This window comes from Lysobacter sp. Soil_C_59 (genome assembly GCF_057656415.1).
The window spans coordinates 90,006-109,226 of the sequence record NZ_JBDGKK010000003.1 but is presented as its reverse complement, the minus strand read 5'-3'; the positions used below and the strand labels follow the sequence as shown (position 1 = coordinate 109,226).

At 66.6% G+C, this 19,221-nt stretch carries 18 protein-coding genes; 15 read left to right on the top strand and 3 right to left on the bottom strand.

The window, feature by feature from the left end:
* The first annotated feature begins 123 nt into the window (after positions 1-123).
* From AC3A3Q_RS07255 to AC3A3Q_RS07230, 6 genes are read left to right on the top strand one after another with little or no spacing between them, the layout of a single operon-like run.
* A complete protein-coding gene (locus tag AC3A3Q_RS07255) occupies positions 124-408 on the top strand; it encodes a lipopolysaccharide assembly protein LapA domain-containing protein (RefSeq protein WP_487585620.1) in 285 nt (94 codons plus the stop codon).
* A 3-nt stretch (positions 409-411) separates the two neighbouring features.
* The gene (gene lapB / locus AC3A3Q_RS07250) at positions 412-1,590 is read left to right on the top strand and encodes a lipopolysaccharide assembly protein LapB (RefSeq protein ID WP_487585619.1); all 1,179 of its coding nucleotides are present in this window, start codon (positions 412-414) and stop codon (positions 1,588-1,590) included.
* 3 nt (positions 1,591-1,593) lie between these two features.
* The gene (locus tag AC3A3Q_RS07245; protein ID WP_487585618.1) at positions 1,594-2,574 is read left to right on the top strand and encodes an MraY family glycosyltransferase; all 981 of its coding nucleotides are present in this window, start codon (positions 1,594-1,596) and stop codon (positions 2,572-2,574) included.
* 31 nt (positions 2,575-2,605) lie between these two features.
* Positions 2,606-4,516 (top strand): polysaccharide biosynthesis protein, encoded by a 1,911-nt coding sequence (locus AC3A3Q_RS07240; protein WP_487585617.1) that lies wholly within the window; start codon positions 2,606-2,608, stop codon positions 4,514-4,516.
* Entirely contained in the window at positions 4,516-5,415 is a 900-nt protein-coding gene (gene galU, locus AC3A3Q_RS07235) for a UTP--glucose-1-phosphate uridylyltransferase GalU (RefSeq protein WP_487585616.1), read from the top strand. The genes AC3A3Q_RS07240 and galU overlap by 1 nt, the downstream gene beginning before the upstream one ends.
* Positions 5,416-5,446: 31 nt before the next feature.
* Positions 5,447-5,788: a tRNA-binding protein gene (locus tag AC3A3Q_RS07230; RefSeq protein WP_487585615.1), complete on the top strand. Its 342-nt coding sequence runs from the start codon at positions 5,447-5,449 to the stop codon at positions 5,786-5,788.
* Between the two features lie 71 nt (positions 5,789-5,859).
* On the opposite strand, the gene AC3A3Q_RS07225 is transcribed toward AC3A3Q_RS07230, so the two are convergent.
* The 3 genes from AC3A3Q_RS07225 to AC3A3Q_RS07215 are packed head-to-tail and all read right to left on the bottom strand — an operon-like array spanning position 5,860 to position 10,145.
* The gene (locus AC3A3Q_RS07225; RefSeq protein ID WP_487585614.1) at positions 5,860-7,068 is read right to left on the bottom strand and encodes an acetyl-CoA C-acyltransferase; all 1,209 of its coding nucleotides are present in this window, start codon (positions 7,066-7,068) and stop codon (positions 5,860-5,862) included.
* A 26-nt stretch (positions 7,069-7,094) separates the two neighbouring features.
* Entirely contained in the window at positions 7,095-9,470 is a 2,376-nt protein-coding gene (locus AC3A3Q_RS07220; RefSeq protein ID WP_487585613.1) for a 3-hydroxyacyl-CoA dehydrogenase/enoyl-CoA hydratase family protein, read from the bottom strand.
* 42 nt (positions 9,471-9,512) lie between these two features.
* A complete protein-coding gene (locus AC3A3Q_RS07215) occupies positions 9,513-10,145 on the bottom strand; it encodes a TetR/AcrR family transcriptional regulator (RefSeq protein WP_487585612.1) in 633 nt (210 codons plus the stop codon).
* 253 nt (positions 10,146-10,398) lie between these two features.
* Between AC3A3Q_RS07215 and ndk the strand changes: the two genes are divergently transcribed.
* The 9 genes from ndk (at position 10,399) to AC3A3Q_RS07170 (ending at position 19,209) form a co-directional block, all read left to right on the top strand.
* A complete protein-coding gene (gene ndk, locus AC3A3Q_RS07210) occupies positions 10,399-10,824 on the top strand; it encodes a nucleoside-diphosphate kinase (RefSeq protein ID WP_200605329.1) in 426 nt (141 codons plus the stop codon).
* Positions 10,825-10,843: 19 nt separating this feature from the next.
* The gene (gene rlmN, locus AC3A3Q_RS07205; protein ID WP_487585611.1) at positions 10,844-12,115 is read left to right on the top strand and encodes a dual-specificity RNA methyltransferase RlmN; all 1,272 of its coding nucleotides are present in this window, start codon (positions 10,844-10,846) and stop codon (positions 12,113-12,115) included.
* A complete protein-coding gene (gene pilW, locus AC3A3Q_RS07200) occupies positions 12,102-12,968 on the top strand; it encodes a type IV pilus biogenesis/stability protein PilW (protein WP_487585610.1) in 867 nt (288 codons plus the stop codon). The genes rlmN and pilW overlap by 14 nt, the downstream gene beginning before the upstream one ends.
* Positions 12,965-13,774 carry a RodZ domain-containing protein gene (locus tag AC3A3Q_RS07195; RefSeq protein ID WP_487585609.1) on the top strand — a complete coding sequence of 270 codons (810 nt, stop codon included), beginning with the start codon at positions 12,965-12,967 and terminating at the stop codon, positions 13,772-13,774. The genes pilW and AC3A3Q_RS07195 overlap by 4 nt, the downstream gene beginning before the upstream one ends.
* 109 nt (positions 13,775-13,883) lie before the next feature.
* A complete protein-coding gene (locus AC3A3Q_RS07190) occupies positions 13,884-14,513 on the top strand; it encodes a YfgM family protein (RefSeq protein ID WP_487585608.1) in 630 nt (209 codons plus the stop codon).
* Positions 14,513-15,712, top strand: a complete 1,200-nt coding sequence (gene bamB / locus AC3A3Q_RS07185; RefSeq protein ID WP_487585607.1) for an outer membrane protein assembly factor BamB — start codon at positions 14,513-14,515, stop codon at positions 15,710-15,712. Before AC3A3Q_RS07190 ends, bamB begins: the two co-directional genes overlap by 1 nt.
* Before the next feature lie 264 nt (positions 15,713-15,976).
* On the top strand, positions 15,977-17,377 hold the full coding sequence (gene der, locus AC3A3Q_RS07180; RefSeq protein WP_487585606.1) for a ribosome biogenesis GTPase Der: 1,401 nt from the start codon (positions 15,977-15,979) through the stop codon (positions 17,375-17,377).
* 12 nt (positions 17,378-17,389) lie between these two features.
* Positions 17,390-17,980: a molybdenum cofactor guanylyltransferase gene (gene mobA / locus AC3A3Q_RS07175; protein ID WP_487585605.1), complete on the top strand. Its 591-nt coding sequence runs from the start codon at positions 17,390-17,392 to the stop codon at positions 17,978-17,980.
* Positions 17,977-19,209, top strand: a complete 1,233-nt coding sequence (locus AC3A3Q_RS07170; protein ID WP_487585604.1) for a molybdopterin molybdotransferase MoeA — start codon at positions 17,977-17,979, stop codon at positions 19,207-19,209. Before mobA ends, AC3A3Q_RS07170 begins: the two co-directional genes overlap by 4 nt.
* Positions 19,210-19,221: the final 12 nt, after the last annotated feature.

Genomic DNA, 19,221 nt, shown 5'->3' with positions numbered 1-19,221 from the left:
GTCCGTCAACGGCCCTGCGGTCATCGGTGATCCACCCGGACCCCACGCGGCCTACTCAATAGCGTTGGCAGGCCCTAAGCTACCGCTGCTCATCGCGGTCTTCGCGATCGTCTGGAGGGCTACATGCGCCTGCTTCGTTTGTTCATCGCCATCGCCTGCCTGGCCGTCGGTGCCGTCATTGGTGCGCTCAACCGCGCGCCCGTGCTGATCGATCTCGGTTTTGCCCGGCTGCCCAGCAACCTGGGCGTGGCACTGATCGTGGCGGTGTTGCTGGGCGTGCTGATCGGCGGGCTGGCCATCAGTGCCAGCGTGGTGCTGCCCCTGCGTCGCCGGCTTGCGCGCGCGCAACGCCAGGTCCCTTCGACTGCTTCACCGACCGCTTCTCCAAGCGCTTCCTCTGGGGCATGACGCATGGCGTTCATCAGCGAATGGTTCTGGTTTTTCCTGCTGCTGCCTATCGCGGCAGTCAGCGGCTGGATCATTGGTCGTCGCGGTGGCGAGCGCCACAGCGATACCCAGGTCAGTCGCCTGTCGACGACCTATTTCCGCGGCCTGAACTACCTGCTCAACGAGCAGCCGGACAAGGCCATCGAGCTGTTCCTGCATATCGCCGAACTCGACAAGGACACCTTCGAGACCCAGGTCGCGCTCGGTCACCTGTTCCGCCGCCGCGGCGAAGTCGATCGCGCCATTCGCCTGCACCAGGCGCTGGTGCAGCGCCCCGGCCTGAGCGACCAGCAACGCGTGCAGGCACTGCTCGCGCTGGGCGAGGACTACATGCGCTCGGGCCTGCTCGATCGCGCCGAGACGGTCTTCAGTGACCTCGTCGCGCTGGACATGCGCGCGCCGCTGGCGCTGCGCCATCTGATCGGCATCTACCAGTCCGAGCGAGACTGGGACAAGGCGATCGAGAATGCGCGTCGCTACGAAGAGGCGACCGGTGAGCCGATGGGCAAGCTGATCGCCCAGTTCGAGTGCGAACTTGCCGAACGTCACCGCGCCGCGGGAGATGTCGATGCCGCGCAGGCGGCAGTGAAGCGCGCCTACGAGGCCGACGCCAATTCCGTCCGCGCCGGCATGATCGAAGGTCGTCTCGAGGTTGAGTCCGGCAACGATGCCGGTGCGATCCGCGCCTTCGAGCGGGTGGCACGTGTCGATCCCGATTACCTCCCCGAGATCCTGCCGCCGCTGCTGGCCAGCTACGAGCGCGTCGGCGATGCGCCGGGTGCACGCGCGTTCCTGGCGGAGATGACGGAGCACTATCGCGGCATCTCGCCGGTACTGGCGTTGACGCGCATGGTCGAGCACGAGGAGGGCGTGCCGGCGGCACGTGCCTACCTTGCCCGCCAGCTCAAGGATCGTCCGTCGGTTCGCGGCGAAGCGGCATTGATCGACCTGACCCTGGCCGAGGGCGCCGATCCGGCGGCAACGCTGCACGATCTCAAGCACATCACCGACCAGTTGCTGGTTCGCAACCCCAGTTATCGCTGCAACCGTTGCGGCTTCGGCGCACGCAGCCATCACTGGCAGTGCCCGAGCTGCAAGGAGTGGGGAACGATCAAGCCGCTGCTGAACTACGCGGTGGTCTGAAGCATGGTCCAGTGGTTGTTGGTTTATTTCCTGATCGGCGTGGCGGGCACCTGGCTTGCACGGCGCTATGCGATCAGGCAATCGCTGATCGACCAGCCCGGCGAGCGCCGCAGCCACGAGGTTGCCACGCCGCGCGGCGGTGGCATCGCCATCGTGATTGCGGCACTGGTGGCAGCCTGCGCCCTGGCCCTGCACCGGCCCGCCGACGCCCCCCTGCTGGCTGCCTTCGCAGTGGGCCTGGTGCTGGTCGCCGGAATCGGCTGGCTCGACGACCATCGTCCACTTTCGCCCTGGTGGCGATTGCTGGTGCATGCCGTGGCTGCTGCATTGCTCGCACTGGCCGTGGGCGACGTCTACCAATCGCCCTGGCTCGGGCTGGCTGCGTTCATTGCCGCGATGACGTTGACGAATGTCTGGAATTTCATGGACGGCATCAACGGCCTCGCTGCCAGCCAGGCGGCGCTGGTGGCGGCAGGGTTGGCGGCGATCGCAGGCGGCAGCTGGGGCCTGCTGGGAGTCGCCGTCGCCGCAGCGTGCATCGGTTTCCTCCCCTTCAATTTCCCCAGGGCGAGAATTTTTCTCGGTGACGTCGGCAGCGGGGCCATAGGATTCTGCCTGGCGGCGCTGGTGGTGGTTGCGGGCGCCCGGCTCGGAGCGCGTTCCTGGGTCGTGCTGCTACCCTTGTCGGTGTTCCTGGTCGACGCCAGCCTGACCCTTTTGCGGCGCCTGCTGCGGGGTGAGCGCTGGTGGACCCCGCACACCCAGCACGCCTATCAGGTCTGGGCTCGCCGAGTCGGGCACAACCGGGTCACTCTCGCCTATGCAGGTGCGACGGCGGTGTCCATGGTGCTGGCTTTTTGGCTTGCGTCACAGCCTGAAATGGCCTTCATCACCGGTATCACACTCGCGTGGTATATCTGCTGCGCTTTTTTGTGGGTCGGGCTGCAAAAGGCCGGGTCTTTCCGGGCTCCGACTTCATTTTGATTCAGGTTTGCACTCAGAAGAGGGGCATGGAATGAGCTCATGGCGTGATCGGTGGAAAAGTGCGCTGCCGCGAATGGCGGTGGTCGCCCACGATCTCGCGATGGTCTGGGTCGTCTGGCAGGCACTGCATCGCCTGCGCTGGGGCATCGAGGTCAACGCGCCCGCCATTCCACTCTGGTCGGCCGAGATCGCGCTTGTCCTGGCCGCTCAGGGACTGGTGTTCTGGCAGGTCGGCCTGTACAGGGGCCTGTGGCGGTTCGCCGGCGTTCCCGATCTCTGGAACATCCTCAAGGCGTCCATCCTGGGTCTGTTCGCGATCGTGCTCGGCCTGTTCCTCTACAACCGGCTCGACAGCGTGCCGCGTACGGTGCTGGTCCTCTATCCGTTGGTGTTGATGGGCATGCTCGGCGCGCCGCGCCTGATGTACCGCGCGTGGAAGGACAGCCGCGTCGATGGCTTCGGTGGCGCCTCGGTGCGCATCCTCATCCTCGGTTCCGGACACGCTGGCGAGGCGCTCGTGCGCGACCTGCGTCGCTCGGGCACCTATCAGCCGGTCGGATTCCTCGACGACGCCGCGCGACTGCGTGGCAGCAAAGTCCAGGGCGTGCCGGTGCTCGGGCGTGTCCAGGACGTCGCGGAAATTGCCCGTGAGACCGCAGCCAAGTTGCTGGTCATCGCCATGCCGTCGGCCGATGCCAACGCACTGCAGCGGGTTGTGGTGGCGTGCGAACGCACCGGGCTCCCGTTCCGCATGGTGCCCAAGCTGCAGGACGTGCTGGAAGGCCGCTCGCTGCCGGGCGAGCTCAAGGAAGTCGCGATCGAGGACCTGCTGGGCCGCAAGCCGGTCATGCCCGACTGGAAGGCGATCCGCGCCTGGCTGGGTGCGCGCTCGGTGCTGGTCACCGGTGCCGGCGGTTCGATCGGTTCGGAGCTTTGCCGGCAGTGCGCCCGCCATGGTGCCCGTCGCATCGCCCTCATCGAAATCGACGAACTCGCGCTGACCACGACCGAAGCTGCACTGCGTCGCGACTTCCCGGACCTGGAATACATCGCCATCCTCGGCGATTGCGGCGACCCCGCGGTGATTGCGCACGCGCTCTCGCGGGCCGAGCCCGATGCGGTGTTCCACGCCGCCGCCTACAAGCAGGTGCCGTTGCTCGAGCTGCAGTTGCGTGAGGCAGTGCGCAACAACGTGCTGTCGACCGAAACGGTTGCGCGTGCCTGCCGCGGCGCCGGCGTCGGCACGTTCGTGCTGATCTCCACCGACAAGGCGGTGGATCCGGTCAACGTGCTGGGCGCGACCAAGCGCCTTGCCGAGATGTCCTGCCAGGCCCTGGCTGACCAGCGCTCCACGCGCTTCGTCACCGTGCGCTTCGGCAACGTGCTCGATTCGGCTGGCAGCGTGGTGCCGCTGTTCCGCGAACAGATTCGGGCTGGCGGTCCGGTCACGGTCACCGATCCCGAAGTCACGCGCTTCTTCATGACCATTCCCGAGGCCTGCCAGCTGATCCTGCAGGCATCTGCGATCGGCACGCATGAGGCAATCTACACCCTCGACATGGGCGAGCCGGTGCCGATCCGGTTGCTGGCCGAGCAGATGATCCGCCTGGCTGGCAAGCATCCTGGTCGCGACATCGCCGTGGTCTACACCGGCCTTCGTCCGGGCGAGAAGCTGCACGAAACGCTGTTCCATGCCGACGAGCGCTATCGCCAGACCGCGCATCCCAAGATCCTGCAGGCCGAGCCGCGCGACGTCTCGTCCACACAGATCGAGAACGCGGTGGCGCAGCTGCGCGAAGCCTCGATTCGTTATGATCTCGACGCGCTCAGCCACCTGTTGCGCAGTGCCGTTCCCGAGTTCCAGCCGGTTGGCGCGCATCCGGATTACCAGGAATCGGCCACCGTGGTGGCGTTTCCCGCCCGTAATGCAAGGAAGATTTGATGTCGGTTCGGATTCGCAAGGCAGTGTTCCCGGTAGCCGGTCTCGGCACGCGCTTTCTCCCGGCGACCAAGACGGTTCCCAAGGAAATGCTGCCGATCATCGATCGCCCGCTGATTCAGTACGCCGTTGACGAGGCGGTGGAAGCCGGTTGCGACACGCTGGTATTCGTCACCAATCGTTACAAGCACGCTGTTGCCGACTACTTCGACAAGGCGTACGAGCTTGAACAGAAGCTCGAACAGAGCGGCAAGCTCGAGCAGCTGGAACTGATCCGCAACGTGCTGCCCAAGGGCGTGCGCGCGGTGTTCGTGACCCAGGCCGAGGCGCTGGGCCTGGGGCATGCCGTGCTTTGTGCCAAGCCAGTGATCGGCGATGAGCCGTTCGCGGTGCTGCTGCCTGACGACCTGATCTGGAACCGGGGACCTGGCGCGCTGTCGCAGATGGCCGATGCCGCGGAAGCCTCTGGCGCGAGCATGATCGCCGTGCAGGACGTGCCGCGTGACCAGACCGGAAGCTATGGCATCGTCGCGACCGATTCGTTCCAGAACCGGCAGGGTCGCATCAATGCGATCGTCGAGAAGCCCCAGCCTGAAGTCGCGCCAAGCACGCTGGCCGTCGTCGGGCGCTATGTACTCAATCCGCGCATCTTCAAGCTGCTGGAGACGACCACGCCGGGTGCCGGTGGCGAGATCCAGCTGACTGACGCGATCGCATCGCTGCTGCAGGAAGAGGCGGTCAACGCCTATCGCTTCAAGGGCACGCGCTTCGACTGCGGTACGCACATTGGCCTGGTCGAGGCGACGATCCGATACGCGCTCGATCACGAGAAGCTCAGCGACTCCGCACGCCAGCTGATGCAGAACGCATTGGCCGAGCTGGGCGTCGAAGAGCTCGGCTGAGCCTCCTGCGCGATAGGCGACGGAACCGCTCATGAGCGAGCAGAGCACCATTACCTGGGGTGATTTCGAGAAGGTGATGCTCTGCGCCGGCACGGTGCAGCGCGTCGAGCCGTTTCCGGAAGCGCGCAAGCCGGCATGGAAGCTGTGGGTCGACTTCGGTCCGCACGGTGTCCGCAAGACCAGCGCGCAGATCAAGGACCTCTACGGTCCCGACGATCTCGTCGGGCGGCAGATTGTCGGCGTGATCAACTTTCCGCCCAAGCAGGTCGGCCCCTTTGTGTCGGAGTTCCTGCTGACCGGATTTCCCACGGAAGAAGGCGTCGTGGTCACCGCGATCGAGCGAGCGGTTCCGAACGGGACGCGCCTGGCCTGACACCAGCCAGCAGCCACAAATGAGAACGGGCAGCCCTTGGGCTGCCCGTTTCGTATGCGGCCAAGGAAGCGTCAGAGCGCTTCGAAGATACCCGCCGCGCCCATGCCGGTGCCGATGCACATGGTCACCATGCCGTACTTGAGCTGACGACGACGCAGGCCATGCACGATGGTCGCCGTGCGGATGGCGCCGGTCGCGCCAAGCGGGTGGCCGAGCGCGATCGCGCCGCCGAGCGGATTGACCTTGGACGGGTCCAGGCCGGAATCGCGGATTACCGCCAGCGCCTGCGCGGCGAAGGCTTCGTTGAGCTCGATCCAGTCCATCTGGTCCTTGGTCAGCCCGGCCTGCTTGAGCGCCTTCGGAATCGCCGCGATCGGGCCGATGCCCATCACTTCCGGACGCACGCCGGCGACCGAGAAGCTTACGAATCGGGCGAGCGGGGTCAGGCCGTAGTCCTTGATCGCCTGCTCGGAAGCGAGCAGCACCGCACCGGCACCGTCACTCATCTGCGAGCTGTTGCCGGCAGTGACGCTGCCGCCGAACTGGGCGTTGCGGAACACCGGGCGCAGCTTGCCCAGGCCTTCGATCGACGTGTCCGGACGCGGGCCCTCGTCGATCTCGACGATCGACTTCCTGACGCGAATGGCGTTGCCGCCAAGGTCGGGGATGCGCGAGATCACTTCGTACGGGCTGATCTCCGACTTGAACTCACCGGCCTGGATCGCCGCGATCGCCTTCTGGTGCGACGCCAGGGCGAACGCGTCCTGGTCCTCGCGCGAGACCTTCCATTCCTCGGCGACCTTCTCGGCGGTGATGCCCATGCCATAGGCGATCGCCACGTTTTCGTCCTTGGCGAACACCTGCGGGCTCAGTGCGACCTTGTTGCCCATCATCGGCACCATCGACATCGACTCGGTACCGCCGGCCAGCATCAGGTCGGAGTTGCCCAAGCGGATCTGGTCGGCCGCCATCGCCACGGCCTGCAGGCCCGACGAGCAGAAGCGGTTGATGGTCTGCGCGGCGATGGTGTTGGGCAGGCCGGCGAGCAGCGCGCCGATGCGTGCCACGTTCATGCCTTGCTCGCCTTCGGGCATGGCGCAGCCGATGATCGCGTCATCGATGCGGCCCAGGTCGATGCCCGGTGCCTGTGCGACCACGGAGCGCAGCGCGTGGGCGAGCATTTCGTCGGGACGGGTGTTGCGGAAAACGCCGCGCGGTGCCTTGCCGACCGGAGTACGGGTGGCGGCAACGATGTAGGCGTCCTGGATTTGCTTGGTCATTTCGATATGTCCTGTGTCGTCGTCGCTTAGTTGCGCAGCGGCTTGCCGGTCTTGAGCATGTGCGCGATGCGCTCCTGCGTCTTGGGCATCTGCGCCAGTGCGACGAAATGTTCGCGTTCGAGCTTGAGCAGCCATTCCTCATCGACCAGTGCACCGCGGTCGACTTCGCCGCCGCACATGACGGTGGCGATGCGCGTGGCGATTTCGTAGTCGTGCGGCGAGATGAAGCGGCCTTCGAGCATGTTCACCAGCATCATCTTGAAGGTGGCGATGCCGACGTCGCCGGCCACCTGGATGCGGCGGGCGGGCAGGGGCGGGCGGTAGCCCGACTGGGCCAGGGCACGTGCCTGTTCGCGCGCTACATGCAGCAGCTCGAAGGCGTTGAAGACGACGCTGTCGCTGTCGCGGGCGAGCTTGAGCTCACGCGCTTCGAAGGCCGAGGTCGAAACCTTGCCCATCGCCACGCTCTCGAACGCGGTCTTGAGCTGAGCGAACACATCGCCGCCCGGGCCAGCTGCTTCGGAAGCGCGAACCGCGAATTCCTTCAGGCCGCCACCGGCCGGCAGCAGGCCGACGCCGGCCTCGACCAGGCCGATGTAGCTCTCCAGCGCGAACACGCTGCGTGCCGCATGCATCTGGAACTCGCAGCCGCCACCCAGTGCCAGGCCGCGCACGGCCGCAACCACCGGCACCAGCGAGTACTTGATGCGCTGGCTGGTGGCCTGGAAGTTGGCCACCATCGCCTCGAAACCCTTGACGTCACCGGCCTGCAGCAGGCCCAGCGCACCGGCCAGGTCGGCACCGGCGGAGAAGGGTTCCTTCGGCTGCCAGATCACCAGGCCGGCGAAATCACGCTCGGCGATGGCGACGGCTTCCTGCAGGCCGTTGAGCACGTGGTCGTTGACCGTGTGCATCTTGGTCTTGAAGCTGACCACGGCGATGTCGTCGCCCTCGTCGGCCCACATGCGGATGCCTTCGTTCTCGAAGACCGTGCGGCCCTGCGAGAACTTCTCGCCGAGCAGCGGATCCGGGAAGCGCTGGCGCGCATACACCGGATTGGAGGAACGCGGCACGTTGGCATTGCGCGCAGGGCTGAAGCTGCCATCGGCCGAATGCACGCCGGCGCGGCCGTCGAACACCCAGTTCGGCAGCGGCGCGCTGCTCATCGCCTTGCCGGCGACGATGTCCTCGGCGATCCAGTCGGCGACCTGCTTCCAGCCGGCGGCCTGCCAGGTCTCGAACGGACCGAGCGACCAGCCGTAGCCCCAGCGCATGGCGAAGTCGATATCACGCGCGGTGTCGGCGATCGACTCGAGGTGGAACGCGCTGTAGTGGAAGGTGTCGCGGAAGATCGCCCACAGGAACTGCGCCTGCGGATGCGCGCTGGCGCGCAGCGCGGCGAACTTCTTCGCCGGGTCCTTTTCCTTGAGCAGACCGGCCACTTCCGGGTCGAGCTCGCCGGCCGAGGCGCGGTAATCCTGCGCCTTCAGGTCCAGCACCAGGATGTCCTTGCCACGCTTGGTATAGACGCCAGCGCCGCTCTTCTGGCCCAGCGCGCCCTTCTCGATCAGCGCCGACAGCCACTTGGGCGCCTTGAAGTAGCTGTGCCACGGGTCTTCCGGCAGCGTGTCGGCCATGGTCTTGATGACGTGCGCCATCGTGTCCAGGCCTACCACGTCGGCGGTGCGGAACGTCGCCGACTTCGGTCGGCCGATCGCCGGGCCGGTCAGCGCGTCGACGGTGTCGAAGCCCAGGCCGAACTGCTCGGTGTGGTGCATGCCGGCCAGCATCGAGAACACGCCGATGCGGTTGCCGATGAAGTTCGGAGTGTCCTTGGCGATCACCACGCCCTTGCCCAGGGTGGTGGTCAGGAAGGTTTCCAGCGACTCCAGGACGTCGTCGTCGGTGGTTTTGGCCGGAATCAGCTCGGCCAGGTGCATGTAGCGCGGCGGGTTGAAGAAGTGCACGCCGCAGAAGCGGTGGCGCAGCTGCTCGGGCAGCACTTCAGCCAACTTGTTGATGCCCAGGCCCGAGGTGTTGCTGGCCAGCACGGTGTGCTCGGCCACGAACGGGGCGATCTTCTTGTACAAGTCCTGCTTCCAGTCCATCCGCTCGGCGATGGCCTCGATGATCAGGTCGCAGCCGCGCAGCTGCTCCAGGCCGGTCTCGTAGTTGGCCGCCGTGATGCGCTCGGCCAGGGTCTTGCTGGCGAGCGGGGCAGGGCTGAGCTTGCCGAGGTTGGCGATGGCCTTGGCGACGACACCGTTGGGGTCGCTTTCCTTCGCGGGCAGGTCGAACAGCACCGTGTCGACACCGGCATTGGTCAGGTGCGCAGCGATCTGCGCGCCCATCACACCGGCGCCGAGAACGGCGACGCGGCGTACAAGCAGCTTCTTAGACATGTGGTGTAAATCCTTGTTTTTACAAGATGTAACGCTTCGAGATTAACGCTTTGGTTCGACCTTGAAGCCGGCCGCGGCAAAGTGGATCAGCTCGCGTGCCGCGCGCTCACGATGCGCCGCTTCGGTGACACCGGCGGGTCGCTTGATCAGACCGAAGTCCGCCATGGCATAGGTCAGGGCGCCGGCCAGGAAGTCCAGTCGCCAATAGAGTTCTTCCTTGCTCAGGTCCGGCACGCAGGCGCCGATCGCCTTGCCGAAATCGCGCAGGACGTGGCCGTAATGGTCTGACAGGAACTTGCGCAGGCGGTCGTTCTTTTCCGCGTAGGCACGGGCCACGACACGGACGAAGGCGCCGCCGCCGTGGCGGTCCTGGGCCATCGCCAGGGCAGGCTGCACGAAGGCGGCCAGAATGGGTTCAAGCTCGCCTGGATGCTGTTCCATGGCGGTTTTCAGGGCGCCCAGTCGCTGCGCGCTCATCTCGTCCATGCGCCGGCGGAAGACCTCGTTGACGAGGTTCTCCTTGCTGCCGAAGTGGTAGTTGACCGCGGCGATGTTGACGTCGGCGCGGCTGGTGACCTGGCGCAGCGAGGTGCCGGTAAAGCCGAACTGGGCGAACAGTTCCTCGGCGGCGCCGAGGATGCGGTCCTTGGTGGAGAAGTGGGCGGTGGCGGCCATGTGGGTCCTGCTGCTGAAACGACGGGCTGGATCAAAGCGCTCTGAATCAAACGCTTGTTTGATGCTAGTCCGGGTCGCCTGAACCGTCAACGGCGACCATCGCCCGGAGGGCCCGGCGGGCGTGCAAAAGGCGTCACTTTTCCGTTAGAATTACCGGAGCCTTGTGGGCTAAACCCGCGTTCCGACGCGGGTTTTTCTGTTATCCTCGGGCGCGAACCACAGGTTCGGCTGCCCGCCTACCCGGAGAAATTCCATGGCGCTGGAGCGCACCCTTTCCATCATCAAGCCCGACGCCGTCGCCAAGAACGTCATCGGTGAGATCTACACCCGCTTCGAGAAGGCCGGCCTGAAGGTCGTCGCCGCGAAGATGAAGCATCTGTCGAAGCAGGAAGCCGAAGGCTTCTACGCCGTGCACCGCGAGCGCCCGTTCTTCAGCGCGCTGGTCGAGTTCATGATCTCCGGTCCGGTGATGATCCAGGTGCTCGAGGGTGAGGGCGCGATGCTCAAGAACCGCGAGCTGATGGGTGCCACCAATCCGAAGGACGCCGCGCCGGGCACGATCCGCGCCGACTTCGCCGACAGCATCGACGCCAACGCCGTGCACGGTTCGGACAGCGTCGAGAACGCCGCCGTCGAAATCGCGTATTTCTTCCCGGCCACCAGCGTCTACGGCCGCTGATAGCCACTCCGAGAAGGCCATGACCACGCAACGCGACACCATCGAACTCCATCTCGCTGACGCAGGCACCGCGGCGGCGACGGAGTCGGCTGTCGCGACTGCGCCGGTCGTAGCCGGCAAGCGCGCGGTCGAGCCGGGCAGGACCAATCCCGGCTCCAGGACAAATTTATTTGATCTCGACCGCGTCTCGCTCGAGCGTTTCTTTGAAGAAACGCTCGGCGAGAAGAAGTTCCGTGCGCACCAGGTGATGAAGTGGATCCACCACCGCTACGTCACCGACTTCAACGACATGACCGACCTGGGCAAGGCGCTGCGCGCCAAGCTCGAACAGCACGCAGTCGTGCAGGTCCCGCAGGTCGTGTTCGACAAGGCGTCCACTGACGGCACCCACAAGTGGCTGCTGGGCATGGACCCGAAGAACGCCATCGAAACGGTGTTCATCCCCGACAAGGGCCGCGGCACGCTGTGCGTGTCCTCGCAGGTCGGCTGCGCGCTCAACTGCACGTTCTGCTCTACCGCGACCCAGGGCTTCAACCGCAACCTGTCGACCGCCGAGATCATCGGCCAGGTCTGGGTGGCGGCGCGCCACCTCGGCAATGTCCCGCACCAGCAGCGCAAGCTGACCAACGTGGTGATGATGGGCATGGGCGAGCCGCTGGCGAACTTTGAAAACGTGGTCCGCGCGATGAGCATCATGCGCGACGACCTCGGCTACGGCCTGGCCAACAAGCGCGTGACGCTGTCGACCGCCGGCATGGTGCCTATGATCGATCGCCTCGGCGAAGAGAGCGACGTCTCGCTCGCGGTCTCGCTGCATGCGCCCAACGACGAGCTGCGCAACGAGCTGGTGCCGCTCAACAAGAAGTACCCGATCGAGCAGCTGATGGAAGCCTGCGTGCGCTATGCGCTGCGCAAGCGCGGCAGCTCGGTCACCTTCGAGTACACCCTGATGAAGGGCGTCAACGACCAGCCGCAGCATGCGCGCCAGTTGCTGCGCCTGCTGCGCCAGTTCGACAACGCGGTGCAGATGAAGGACGCCGCCAAGGTCAACCTCATCCCGTTCAACCCGTTCCCGGGCACGCGCTATGAGCGCCCGGACGAAGTCGCGATCCGCGCCTTCCAGAAACTGCTCAACGACGCCGGCATGATCGCGCCGGTGCGCCGCACCCGCGGCGACGACATCGATGCCGCCTGTGGCCAGCTCAAGGGCCAGGTCATGGATCGCACGCGTCGCCAGGCCGAATTCCGCAAGCAACTGCAGGCGCAGGGGCTGGGCGATGAAGCAGCCTGACCTCCGCCGCGAACGCATTGCCCGTGGCGGCGGCAGCCGCCGGATTCTCCGTCTCTCCCTGTTCGTCCTGGTGGTGCTGGTCGCCGCCAGCGCCTGCAGCAAGCTGACGTTCGTGCGCCAGGACTTCAGTCGTGGCGACTACGACCAGATCGCGCGCAAGGTCGAAGTCAACGACGACAAACGCGACAAGGCCTCCAGTGCCCGCATGCACCTGCAGCGCGCCCAGGAAAAGCTGCTGTCCGGCGACTACCCGGCTACCGAGCGTGAAGCACGCCTGGCCTTGAAGATCGATCCGCGTTCGGTCGACGCGTACACGCTGATGGGGGCAGCCGCCGAGCGCAGCGGTGCGACCGCGCAAGCCGGCGAACATTACCGCCGCGCCGCCGAGCTGGCGCCGACCAGTGGCGGTGTCCTCAACAATTACGGCGTCTGGCTCTGCGGCCAGGGGCGGACGGCGGAGTCGCTGGCGTGGTTCGACCGCGCGCTCGCCGACACCAGTTATCAGACCCCGGCGATGGCCTTGGCCAATGCGGGCAGCTGTGCACTCCGGGCCGGGCAGGATGCACGCGCCGCCCGTAACCTGCGCGATGCCATTGCCCTTGACCCGGCCAACCCGGTTGCACTGGGGGCGCTGGCGGAGCTTGAATTCCGCCAGGGCAGGGCCTTCGAGGCCCGGGCTTTTTCCGAGCGCCGCCTGGCAGCAGCACCTGCGGATCGCAGTGCGTTGTTGCTTGCGTCACAAATCGAGCAGAAACTCGGCGACACGGCAGCCGCCGCAAGATACGTTCAGCGAATGAGGGCGGAGTTCCCTGAAACGCAGGGCTCCGGCATGGGGGATGACGGAAGGCGATGATGGGCTCTTCTAATGACACTGCGCCCGAGATGGGCGCCAGCTGCGGCGTGCGCCTGAAGCAGGCCCGCGAACAGGCGGGGCTGTCCCAGGAAGAAGTGGCCGCGAGCCTGAAGATTCCGCTGCGCGGGATCCGCCAGCTCGAATCTGGGGATCCGAGCCAGCTCGGCGCGCCGGTGTTCGTGCGTGGACAGCTGCGCAGCTATGCGCGCCTGCTCGGCGTCGATCTGGAAGACCAGCTGCGCCAGAGTCCGGTGACCGTGGTCGCCCCGTCCGAACTTGTCAGCCATACCTATACGCCGCGTTACCGCCACGTGTTCGAGCAGGTGACGCGCCGTGCCATCTATATTGTCCTGACCGCGGCGATCGCTGTGCCGGTCTGGCTGGCGACCCGTTCGCCACACCAGTCCACGGTGCAGTCGCTGGAAGTTCCGGTGACACCGGCCGCGCAGGGCGAATCGCCGGCCATCAAGCCGGCACCGGCAGGCGTGCAGCGCACCCCGCTGATCGCGTCGATGGCGCCGATTCCGTCGGCTTCGGCGCAGACGGCGCTGTCGTTGAACTTCACCGGCGACAGCTGGGTCCAGGTGGTCGGCAGCAACGGCACCACCCTGGAGCAGGGTCTGCTGGGAGCAGGGCAGCAGCGAAGCTACGGCGCCGGCGAGGTTTCCCGCGTCGTACTGGGCAACTCCACTGCCGTGGAAGTGCGGCAGGCAGGCAAGACGGTTGATCTGACGCCGTTCAGCCGCGCGAACGTGGCGCGCTTTACGCTATCCTCTGACGGTTCCCTGACGCCGGTCGCAGACTGACCCGCGCGCGGGTCATCCCTCGTCACCGGTCCACGCGGGCCGGTGTTCCTCATTGGGTTCCCGCCGCAGGGCGGGGGCGACACAGCAGCTTTGGAATGGCAGCTCCCGAATGGCAATAGACGACCTTCTCGACGAACACGAACAAAGCGAGCGCGTCCTTCAGTGGCTGCGCAACAACGGAGCTGGCCTGATCGGCGGCATCGTGCTCGGGCTGGCGGCCATCGGCGGCTGGAAGTGGTGGGAACATCGCGGCGAGCAGGCCCAGCTGGATCTTTCCAACCAGTACCAGGCCACGCTCGACGCCATCCAGGCCAAGGACAAGACGGCGCAGGCCAAGGTCAATGCGCTGGCTGACAGCGCCTACCACGACCTGGCCGCGCTCGAACTGGCACGCTCGCAGGTCGACGCGCGCCAGAACGACGCCGCGATCGCCACGCTGCGCGCCATCAAGAGCAACGACCCGGCGATCACCGACGTCGCCAACCAGCGCCTGGCGCGGTTGCTGATCGAGGCCAAGCAGGCCGATGCGGCGCTCAAGCTGGTAAGCAATGGCACCACTGCCACGGCACTGGAAGTTCGGGGCGATGCGCATTTCGCGCTCGGCCAGCTCGACCAGGCCCGCACCTCCTACTCGCAGGCGCTGGCGAAGCTCGACGTCGCCTCGCCGCAGCGGCGCCTGATCGAACTCAAACTCAACCAGGTCGGCGGCGCGCCGGCCACGCCCGAGGCCAAGTCCTGATGAAGCACCGCACGATGCTGCTGCGTACCTCCCTCGTGCTGCTGTGCGCGGCCTCGCTCGCGGGCTGCTCGACGATCAAGGGCTGGTTCGGCGGCGACAAGAAGAAGGACGACGGCAAGCCAAACGAACCGGTCGAGCTGACCGACATCACCCCGTCGGTGACCGTCTCCAAGCTGTGGTCGGCCAACGCCGGCAAGGGCGAGGGACGCATGGGCGTTCGCCAGGGCCCGGTCGTGGCCGATGGCCGTGTCTACGCCGCCGCGATCGAAGGCGGCGTGCATGCCTTCGATCTGCAGAACGGCAAGTCGATCTGGGAATACCGCCCGGAGAAGAAGGTCGAGCTCGGCGTGTCCGGTGGTCCGGGCGTCGGCGAAGGGCTGGTCGTGGTCGGTGGCCTCAACGGCGAAGTGATCGCCCTTGATGCCGCTACCGGCGAGAAGAAGTGGGAAGCGAAGGTCCCCAATGAGGTGATCGCAGCGCCCGCGGTCGGCATGGGCACGGTGTTCGTGCGCTCGAACGACGGCCGAATCACCGCCTTCGATGCCGCCAACGGCGAGCGACGCTGGTTCTGGGTGCAGGAAGTGCCGATGTTGTCGGTGCGCGGCAACGATGCGCCGCAGCTTGGCCCGGGTTTCGTCTTCGTCGGCAACGACGATGGTTCGGTGTCGGCGCTGTCTGCAACCGATGGTCGTCCGCTGTGGGAGCAGTCGGTGGGCCAGGGGGAAGGCCGTACCGAGCTCGACCGCATGGCCGACGTCGACGGCACGCCGGTGCTGGATGGCACGACGCTGTACGCCACCAGCTTCAAGAACCAGACCATGGCCATCGATGCACCGAGCGGCCGCCCGATGTGGCAGAGCGAGCACGGTGGCGCTGGCCGGATCGGCATGGGCAGCGACCGCCTTGTCGTCACCGACGCCGGTGGCATCGTGTTCGGCCTGGACAAGTCCGGTGGCAGCGCCCTGTGGCAGCAGCCGGGCCTGGCACGCCGCAACGTGACGGGTGCGGCGGTGCAGGGCGACTACGCCGTGGTCGCCGACTACGACGGCTATGTCCACTGGCTCAAGCTCGACAACGGCGAGTTCGCCGCGCGTGAACGCGTCGGCGGCAAGGCCGTGCGGGCGGCGCCTGTGGTCGTCGACGGCATCGCGATCGTCCAGAACGTGAGCGGCGAGCTGACCGCGTTCCGCCTGCAGTAAGGGCGGCAACGCGCCAACTTGTTGGAAGACCGGCCCAGCGCCTGACGGCACTGGGCCGTTTCCCTTTTTGCGACCGGGCGGTCATCATGCGCTGCGGATCGACCTGTCCCGCCCCACCTCAGGCCGGGCATGTCCAGCCGTGGCGCACCGGCCCGTCCGCGCCGCGCTCGCCAGCCCGGCTGGCCTGGACAGCCCGATCCCGGCCGTCCACTCGCGGCCAGTTTCACCCGCAATACCTATCCATTCCCCATTCGGCTTTCGCCCATGCTTCCGCTAGTTGCCCTCGTTGGTCGCCCCAACGTCGGAAAATCCACCCTCTTCAACGCGCTTACGCGCAGCCGCGACGCCCTGGTCCATGACGAGCCGGGTGTGACCCGCGATCGCCATTACGGTGTCTGCCGGCCGGAGGGCAAGCCGTCGTTCGCCGTCGTCGATACCGGCGGCATCGCCGGCGAAGACGAGGGCCTGGCCGGCGCGACCGCGCGCCAGGCCCGCTCCGCGGCCGAAGAAGCCGACCTGGTGTTGTTCATCGTCGACGGCCGAGAAGGCGCCTCGGCACTGGACGACGACATCCTGGCCTGGCTGCGCAAGACCGCCCGGCCGACCACGCTGGTGATCAACAAGATCGACGGCATCGATGCCCAGGCCGCCCGCAACGATTTCGCCCGCTACGGTTTCAGTGACGTCATCACCGTGTCCTCGGCGCACCGCCAGGGCATCGACGAGCTGATCGACTCGAGCCTGGCAAGGCTGCCCGAAGCCGGCGCCGCCACCGAACTCGACTCCGACCCGTCGCGCATCCGCATCGCCTTCATCGGTCGCCCCAACGTCGGCAAGTCGACGCTGGTCAACCGGTTGCTGGGCGAGGAGCGGATGATCGCCTCCGAGGTCCCGGGCACCACCCGCGATTCGGTCGCCATCGACATGGAGCGCGACGGTCGCCTGTATCGCCTGATCGACACCGCCGGCCTGCGCCGCAAGTCGCGCGTCGACGAAGCGGTGGAGAAGTTCTCGATCATCAAGACCCTGCAGGCCATCGAGCAGTGCCAGGTCGCGGTGATCATGCTCGACGCCGGCGAAGGCGTGACCGACCAGGACGCCAGCGTGCTCGGCTACGCGCTCGATGCCGGCCGCGCACTGGTCGTGGCAGTGAACAAGTGGGACAACCAGACCGACTACCAGCGCCAGCAGGCTGAGCAGCTGCTTGCCCGCAAGCTCGGGTTTGTCGACTGGGCCGAAGCGGTGCGCATCAGTGCCAAGCACGGCTCCGGGCTGCGCGAGCTGTTCAAGGCGATCCATCGCGCCCATGCCTCGGCCACGCACGTGTTCAGCACCAGCGAAGTCAACCAGGCGCTGGAGGTGGCTTACGAGACCAACCCGCCGCCGGTGGTGCGCGGTCACGTCCCCAAGCTGCGCTACGCGCACCCGGCCGCCAACAATCCGCCGACGTTCGTCGTGCACGGCACGCGACTGCGCACGCTCAGCGATTCCTACAAGCGCTATCTGGAGAACTTCTTCCGCAAGCGCTTCAAGCTGGTCGGCACGCCGGTGCGTTTCGTGTTCAAGGAAGGCACGAACCCGTACGAAGGCAAGAAGAACGTGCTCAGCCAGCGCCAGGTCGTCAAGAAGCGCCGCATGATCCGGCACGTGAAGCGCGGGAAGTAACGCCGCAGGCCGATGTCGAACCCGCTTCCGGCTTCGCAGGTGACGCTTGGCATCCTTGCCGGAGGCCGCGCCTCGAGACTGGGCGGTACCGACAAGGCCTGGCTCGAGCGCGACGGCATTGCCCAGGTGATCCGCTGGCAGCGGCGCTTTGCCGGCGAGACGTCTGCCGTCGTGGTCAGCGCCAATCGCAACGCCGGGCGCTATGCCGATGCGGGGCTGCGCGTTGTCGCCGATCGGGCCGTTGGTGGGCTCGGCCCGCTGGCCGGCATCGACGCGATGGCCGCTGCCTGCACCACTCCCTGGCTGCTGACGATTCCCGTTGACCTCGTCGGCGTCAACGAGTGCCTGCTGCCGACGCTGGCATCAGCGGCGGGCACCTCCGGCGCATTCGCCGTGGATGACGATGGCGCGCAGCCGCTGGTCGCCCTGTGGTCGCTGGCGACACTGCGTCCGGCTGCCAGCGCCGCACTGGCGCGTGGCGAGGGGGCGGTGCACGGACTGCAGGCGGCACTTGGCATGGCCGCCGTACGACTGGACGGCGTACGCTTCGGCAATCTCAACACCCCCGATGACCTGGCCGCGGCCGGATTCATACACATATGACCGCACCCCCGACATCCGTGTTCCCGACTGGATTGCTGTTCGACGACGCACTTGCGATCGTCCGCGAAGTGGCCGCCTCGCATCGCCTTGAAACGCAGACACTGGCGTTGTCGCGCACGCACGGCCGCATCCTCGCCGCCGACGTGCACGCGCCGCTGTCGTTGCCGCCCTTCGACAACAGCGCGATGGACGGATTCGCGGTGCGCCATGCCGATCTGCGCGATGGTGAAACGACGCTGCGCCTGGCAGGCGAACAGTTCGCCGGGCGCTCGCTGGGGCTGGAGGTCGCGGCCGGTGAGTGCTTGCGCATCACCACCGGCGCACCGATGCCGGCCGGCGCCGACACCGTCGTGATCAAGGAGAACAGCCGGGTCGAAGGTGACCGGGTGACGGTGTCCGGAAACATCACGATGGGAACCAACGTGCGCCGCGCAGGCGAGGATGTGGCTGCCGGCGAAGTGGTGCTGCACGCAGGTTCGCTGCTGACGCCGGCTCGCGTATCGCTCGCGGCCTCGATGGGACTGGCCTCGTTGCCCGTGGTTCGGCGACCGACCGTGGCGGTGTTCAGCAGCGGCGACGAACTGGTCGAGCCGGGCATGGCCTTGGCCCCGGGCGAGATCTACGACAGCAACCGCGAATTGCTGATGGGTCTGTTGCGTGCCGATGGCCTGGAACCGACTGCCTGGCCGCGACTGCCCGACGACCCCAAGCGGGTCGAGATCGCACTGCGCGATGCCGCCTGCGCGTTCGATATCGTGATCACCTGCGGCGCGGTTTCGGCCGGTGAGAAGGACCATATCCCGGCGGTGCTGGCGCAGTTCGGCCAGACCCATTTCTGGAAGGTGCGGATGAAGCCGGGCATGCCGCTGTTGTTTGGCAGCCTGGACCAGGCGCGCGTGTTGGGCCTGCCGGGCAATCCGGTATCGGTGTTCGCCACGTATCTTTCGTTCGGCCGCGCCCTGGTCGACGCGCTGCAGGGGCGCAGCGAACCGCGCCTGGCGGAGCGCGCCCAACTGGTTGCTCCGATCGACAAGGACCACGCGCGCCGCGAATTCATCCGTGCCCGCGTGTTCTGCGATGACCACGGCGTGCTGCGCGCCGATCCGAATCCGGCGACCGGTTCACACCGCCTGCGCGCGGTGGCCGACTCCAATGCGCTGATCGTGATTCCCGACGGACCGCAGCGGCTGGCCGCGGGCGAGGTCGTCGAGGTGCTGCGCTATGCGTAGTGGAGCGATAAT

Coding starts and splice junctions, on each gene's coding strand:
- AC3A3Q_RS07255 (WP_487585620.1), top strand. CDS start 124: ATGCGCCTGCTTCGTTTGTTCATCGCCATCGCCTGCCTGGCCGTCGGT.
- lapB (WP_487585619.1), top strand. CDS start 412: ATGGCGTTCATCAGCGAATGGTTCTGGTTTTTCCTGCTGCTGCCTATC.
- AC3A3Q_RS07245 (WP_487585618.1), top strand. CDS start 1,594: ATGGTCCAGTGGTTGTTGGTTTATTTCCTGATCGGCGTGGCGGGCACC.
- AC3A3Q_RS07240 (WP_487585617.1), top strand. CDS start 2,606: ATGAGCTCATGGCGTGATCGGTGGAAAAGTGCGCTGCCGCGAATGGCG.
- galU (WP_487585616.1), top strand. CDS start 4,516: ATGTCGGTTCGGATTCGCAAGGCAGTGTTCCCGGTAGCCGGTCTCGGC.
- AC3A3Q_RS07230 (WP_487585615.1), top strand. CDS start 5,447: ATGAGCGAGCAGAGCACCATTACCTGGGGTGATTTCGAGAAGGTGATG.
- AC3A3Q_RS07225 (WP_487585614.1), bottom strand. CDS start 7,068: ATGACCAAGCAAATCCAGGACGCCTACATCGTTGCCGCCACCCGTACT.
- AC3A3Q_RS07220 (WP_487585613.1), bottom strand. CDS start 9,470: ATGTCTAAGAAGCTGCTTGTACGCCGCGTCGCCGTTCTCGGCGCCGGT.
- AC3A3Q_RS07215 (WP_487585612.1), bottom strand. CDS start 10,145: ATGGCCGCCACCGCCCACTTCTCCACCAAGGACCGCATCCTCGGCGCC.
- ndk (WP_200605329.1), top strand. CDS start 10,399: ATGGCGCTGGAGCGCACCCTTTCCATCATCAAGCCCGACGCCGTCGCC.
- rlmN (WP_487585611.1), top strand. CDS start 10,844: ATGACCACGCAACGCGACACCATCGAACTCCATCTCGCTGACGCAGGC.
- pilW (WP_487585610.1), top strand. CDS start 12,102: ATGAAGCAGCCTGACCTCCGCCGCGAACGCATTGCCCGTGGCGGCGGC.
- AC3A3Q_RS07195 (WP_487585609.1), top strand. CDS start 12,965: ATGATGGGCTCTTCTAATGACACTGCGCCCGAGATGGGCGCCAGCTGC.
- AC3A3Q_RS07190 (WP_487585608.1), top strand. CDS start 13,884: ATGGCAATAGACGACCTTCTCGACGAACACGAACAAAGCGAGCGCGTC.
- bamB (WP_487585607.1), top strand. CDS start 14,513: ATGAAGCACCGCACGATGCTGCTGCGTACCTCCCTCGTGCTGCTGTGC.
- der (WP_487585606.1), top strand. CDS start 15,977: ATGCTTCCGCTAGTTGCCCTCGTTGGTCGCCCCAACGTCGGAAAATCC.
- mobA (WP_487585605.1), top strand. CDS start 17,390: ATGTCGAACCCGCTTCCGGCTTCGCAGGTGACGCTTGGCATCCTTGCC.
- AC3A3Q_RS07170 (WP_487585604.1), top strand. CDS start 17,977: ATGACCGCACCCCCGACATCCGTGTTCCCGACTGGATTGCTGTTCGAC.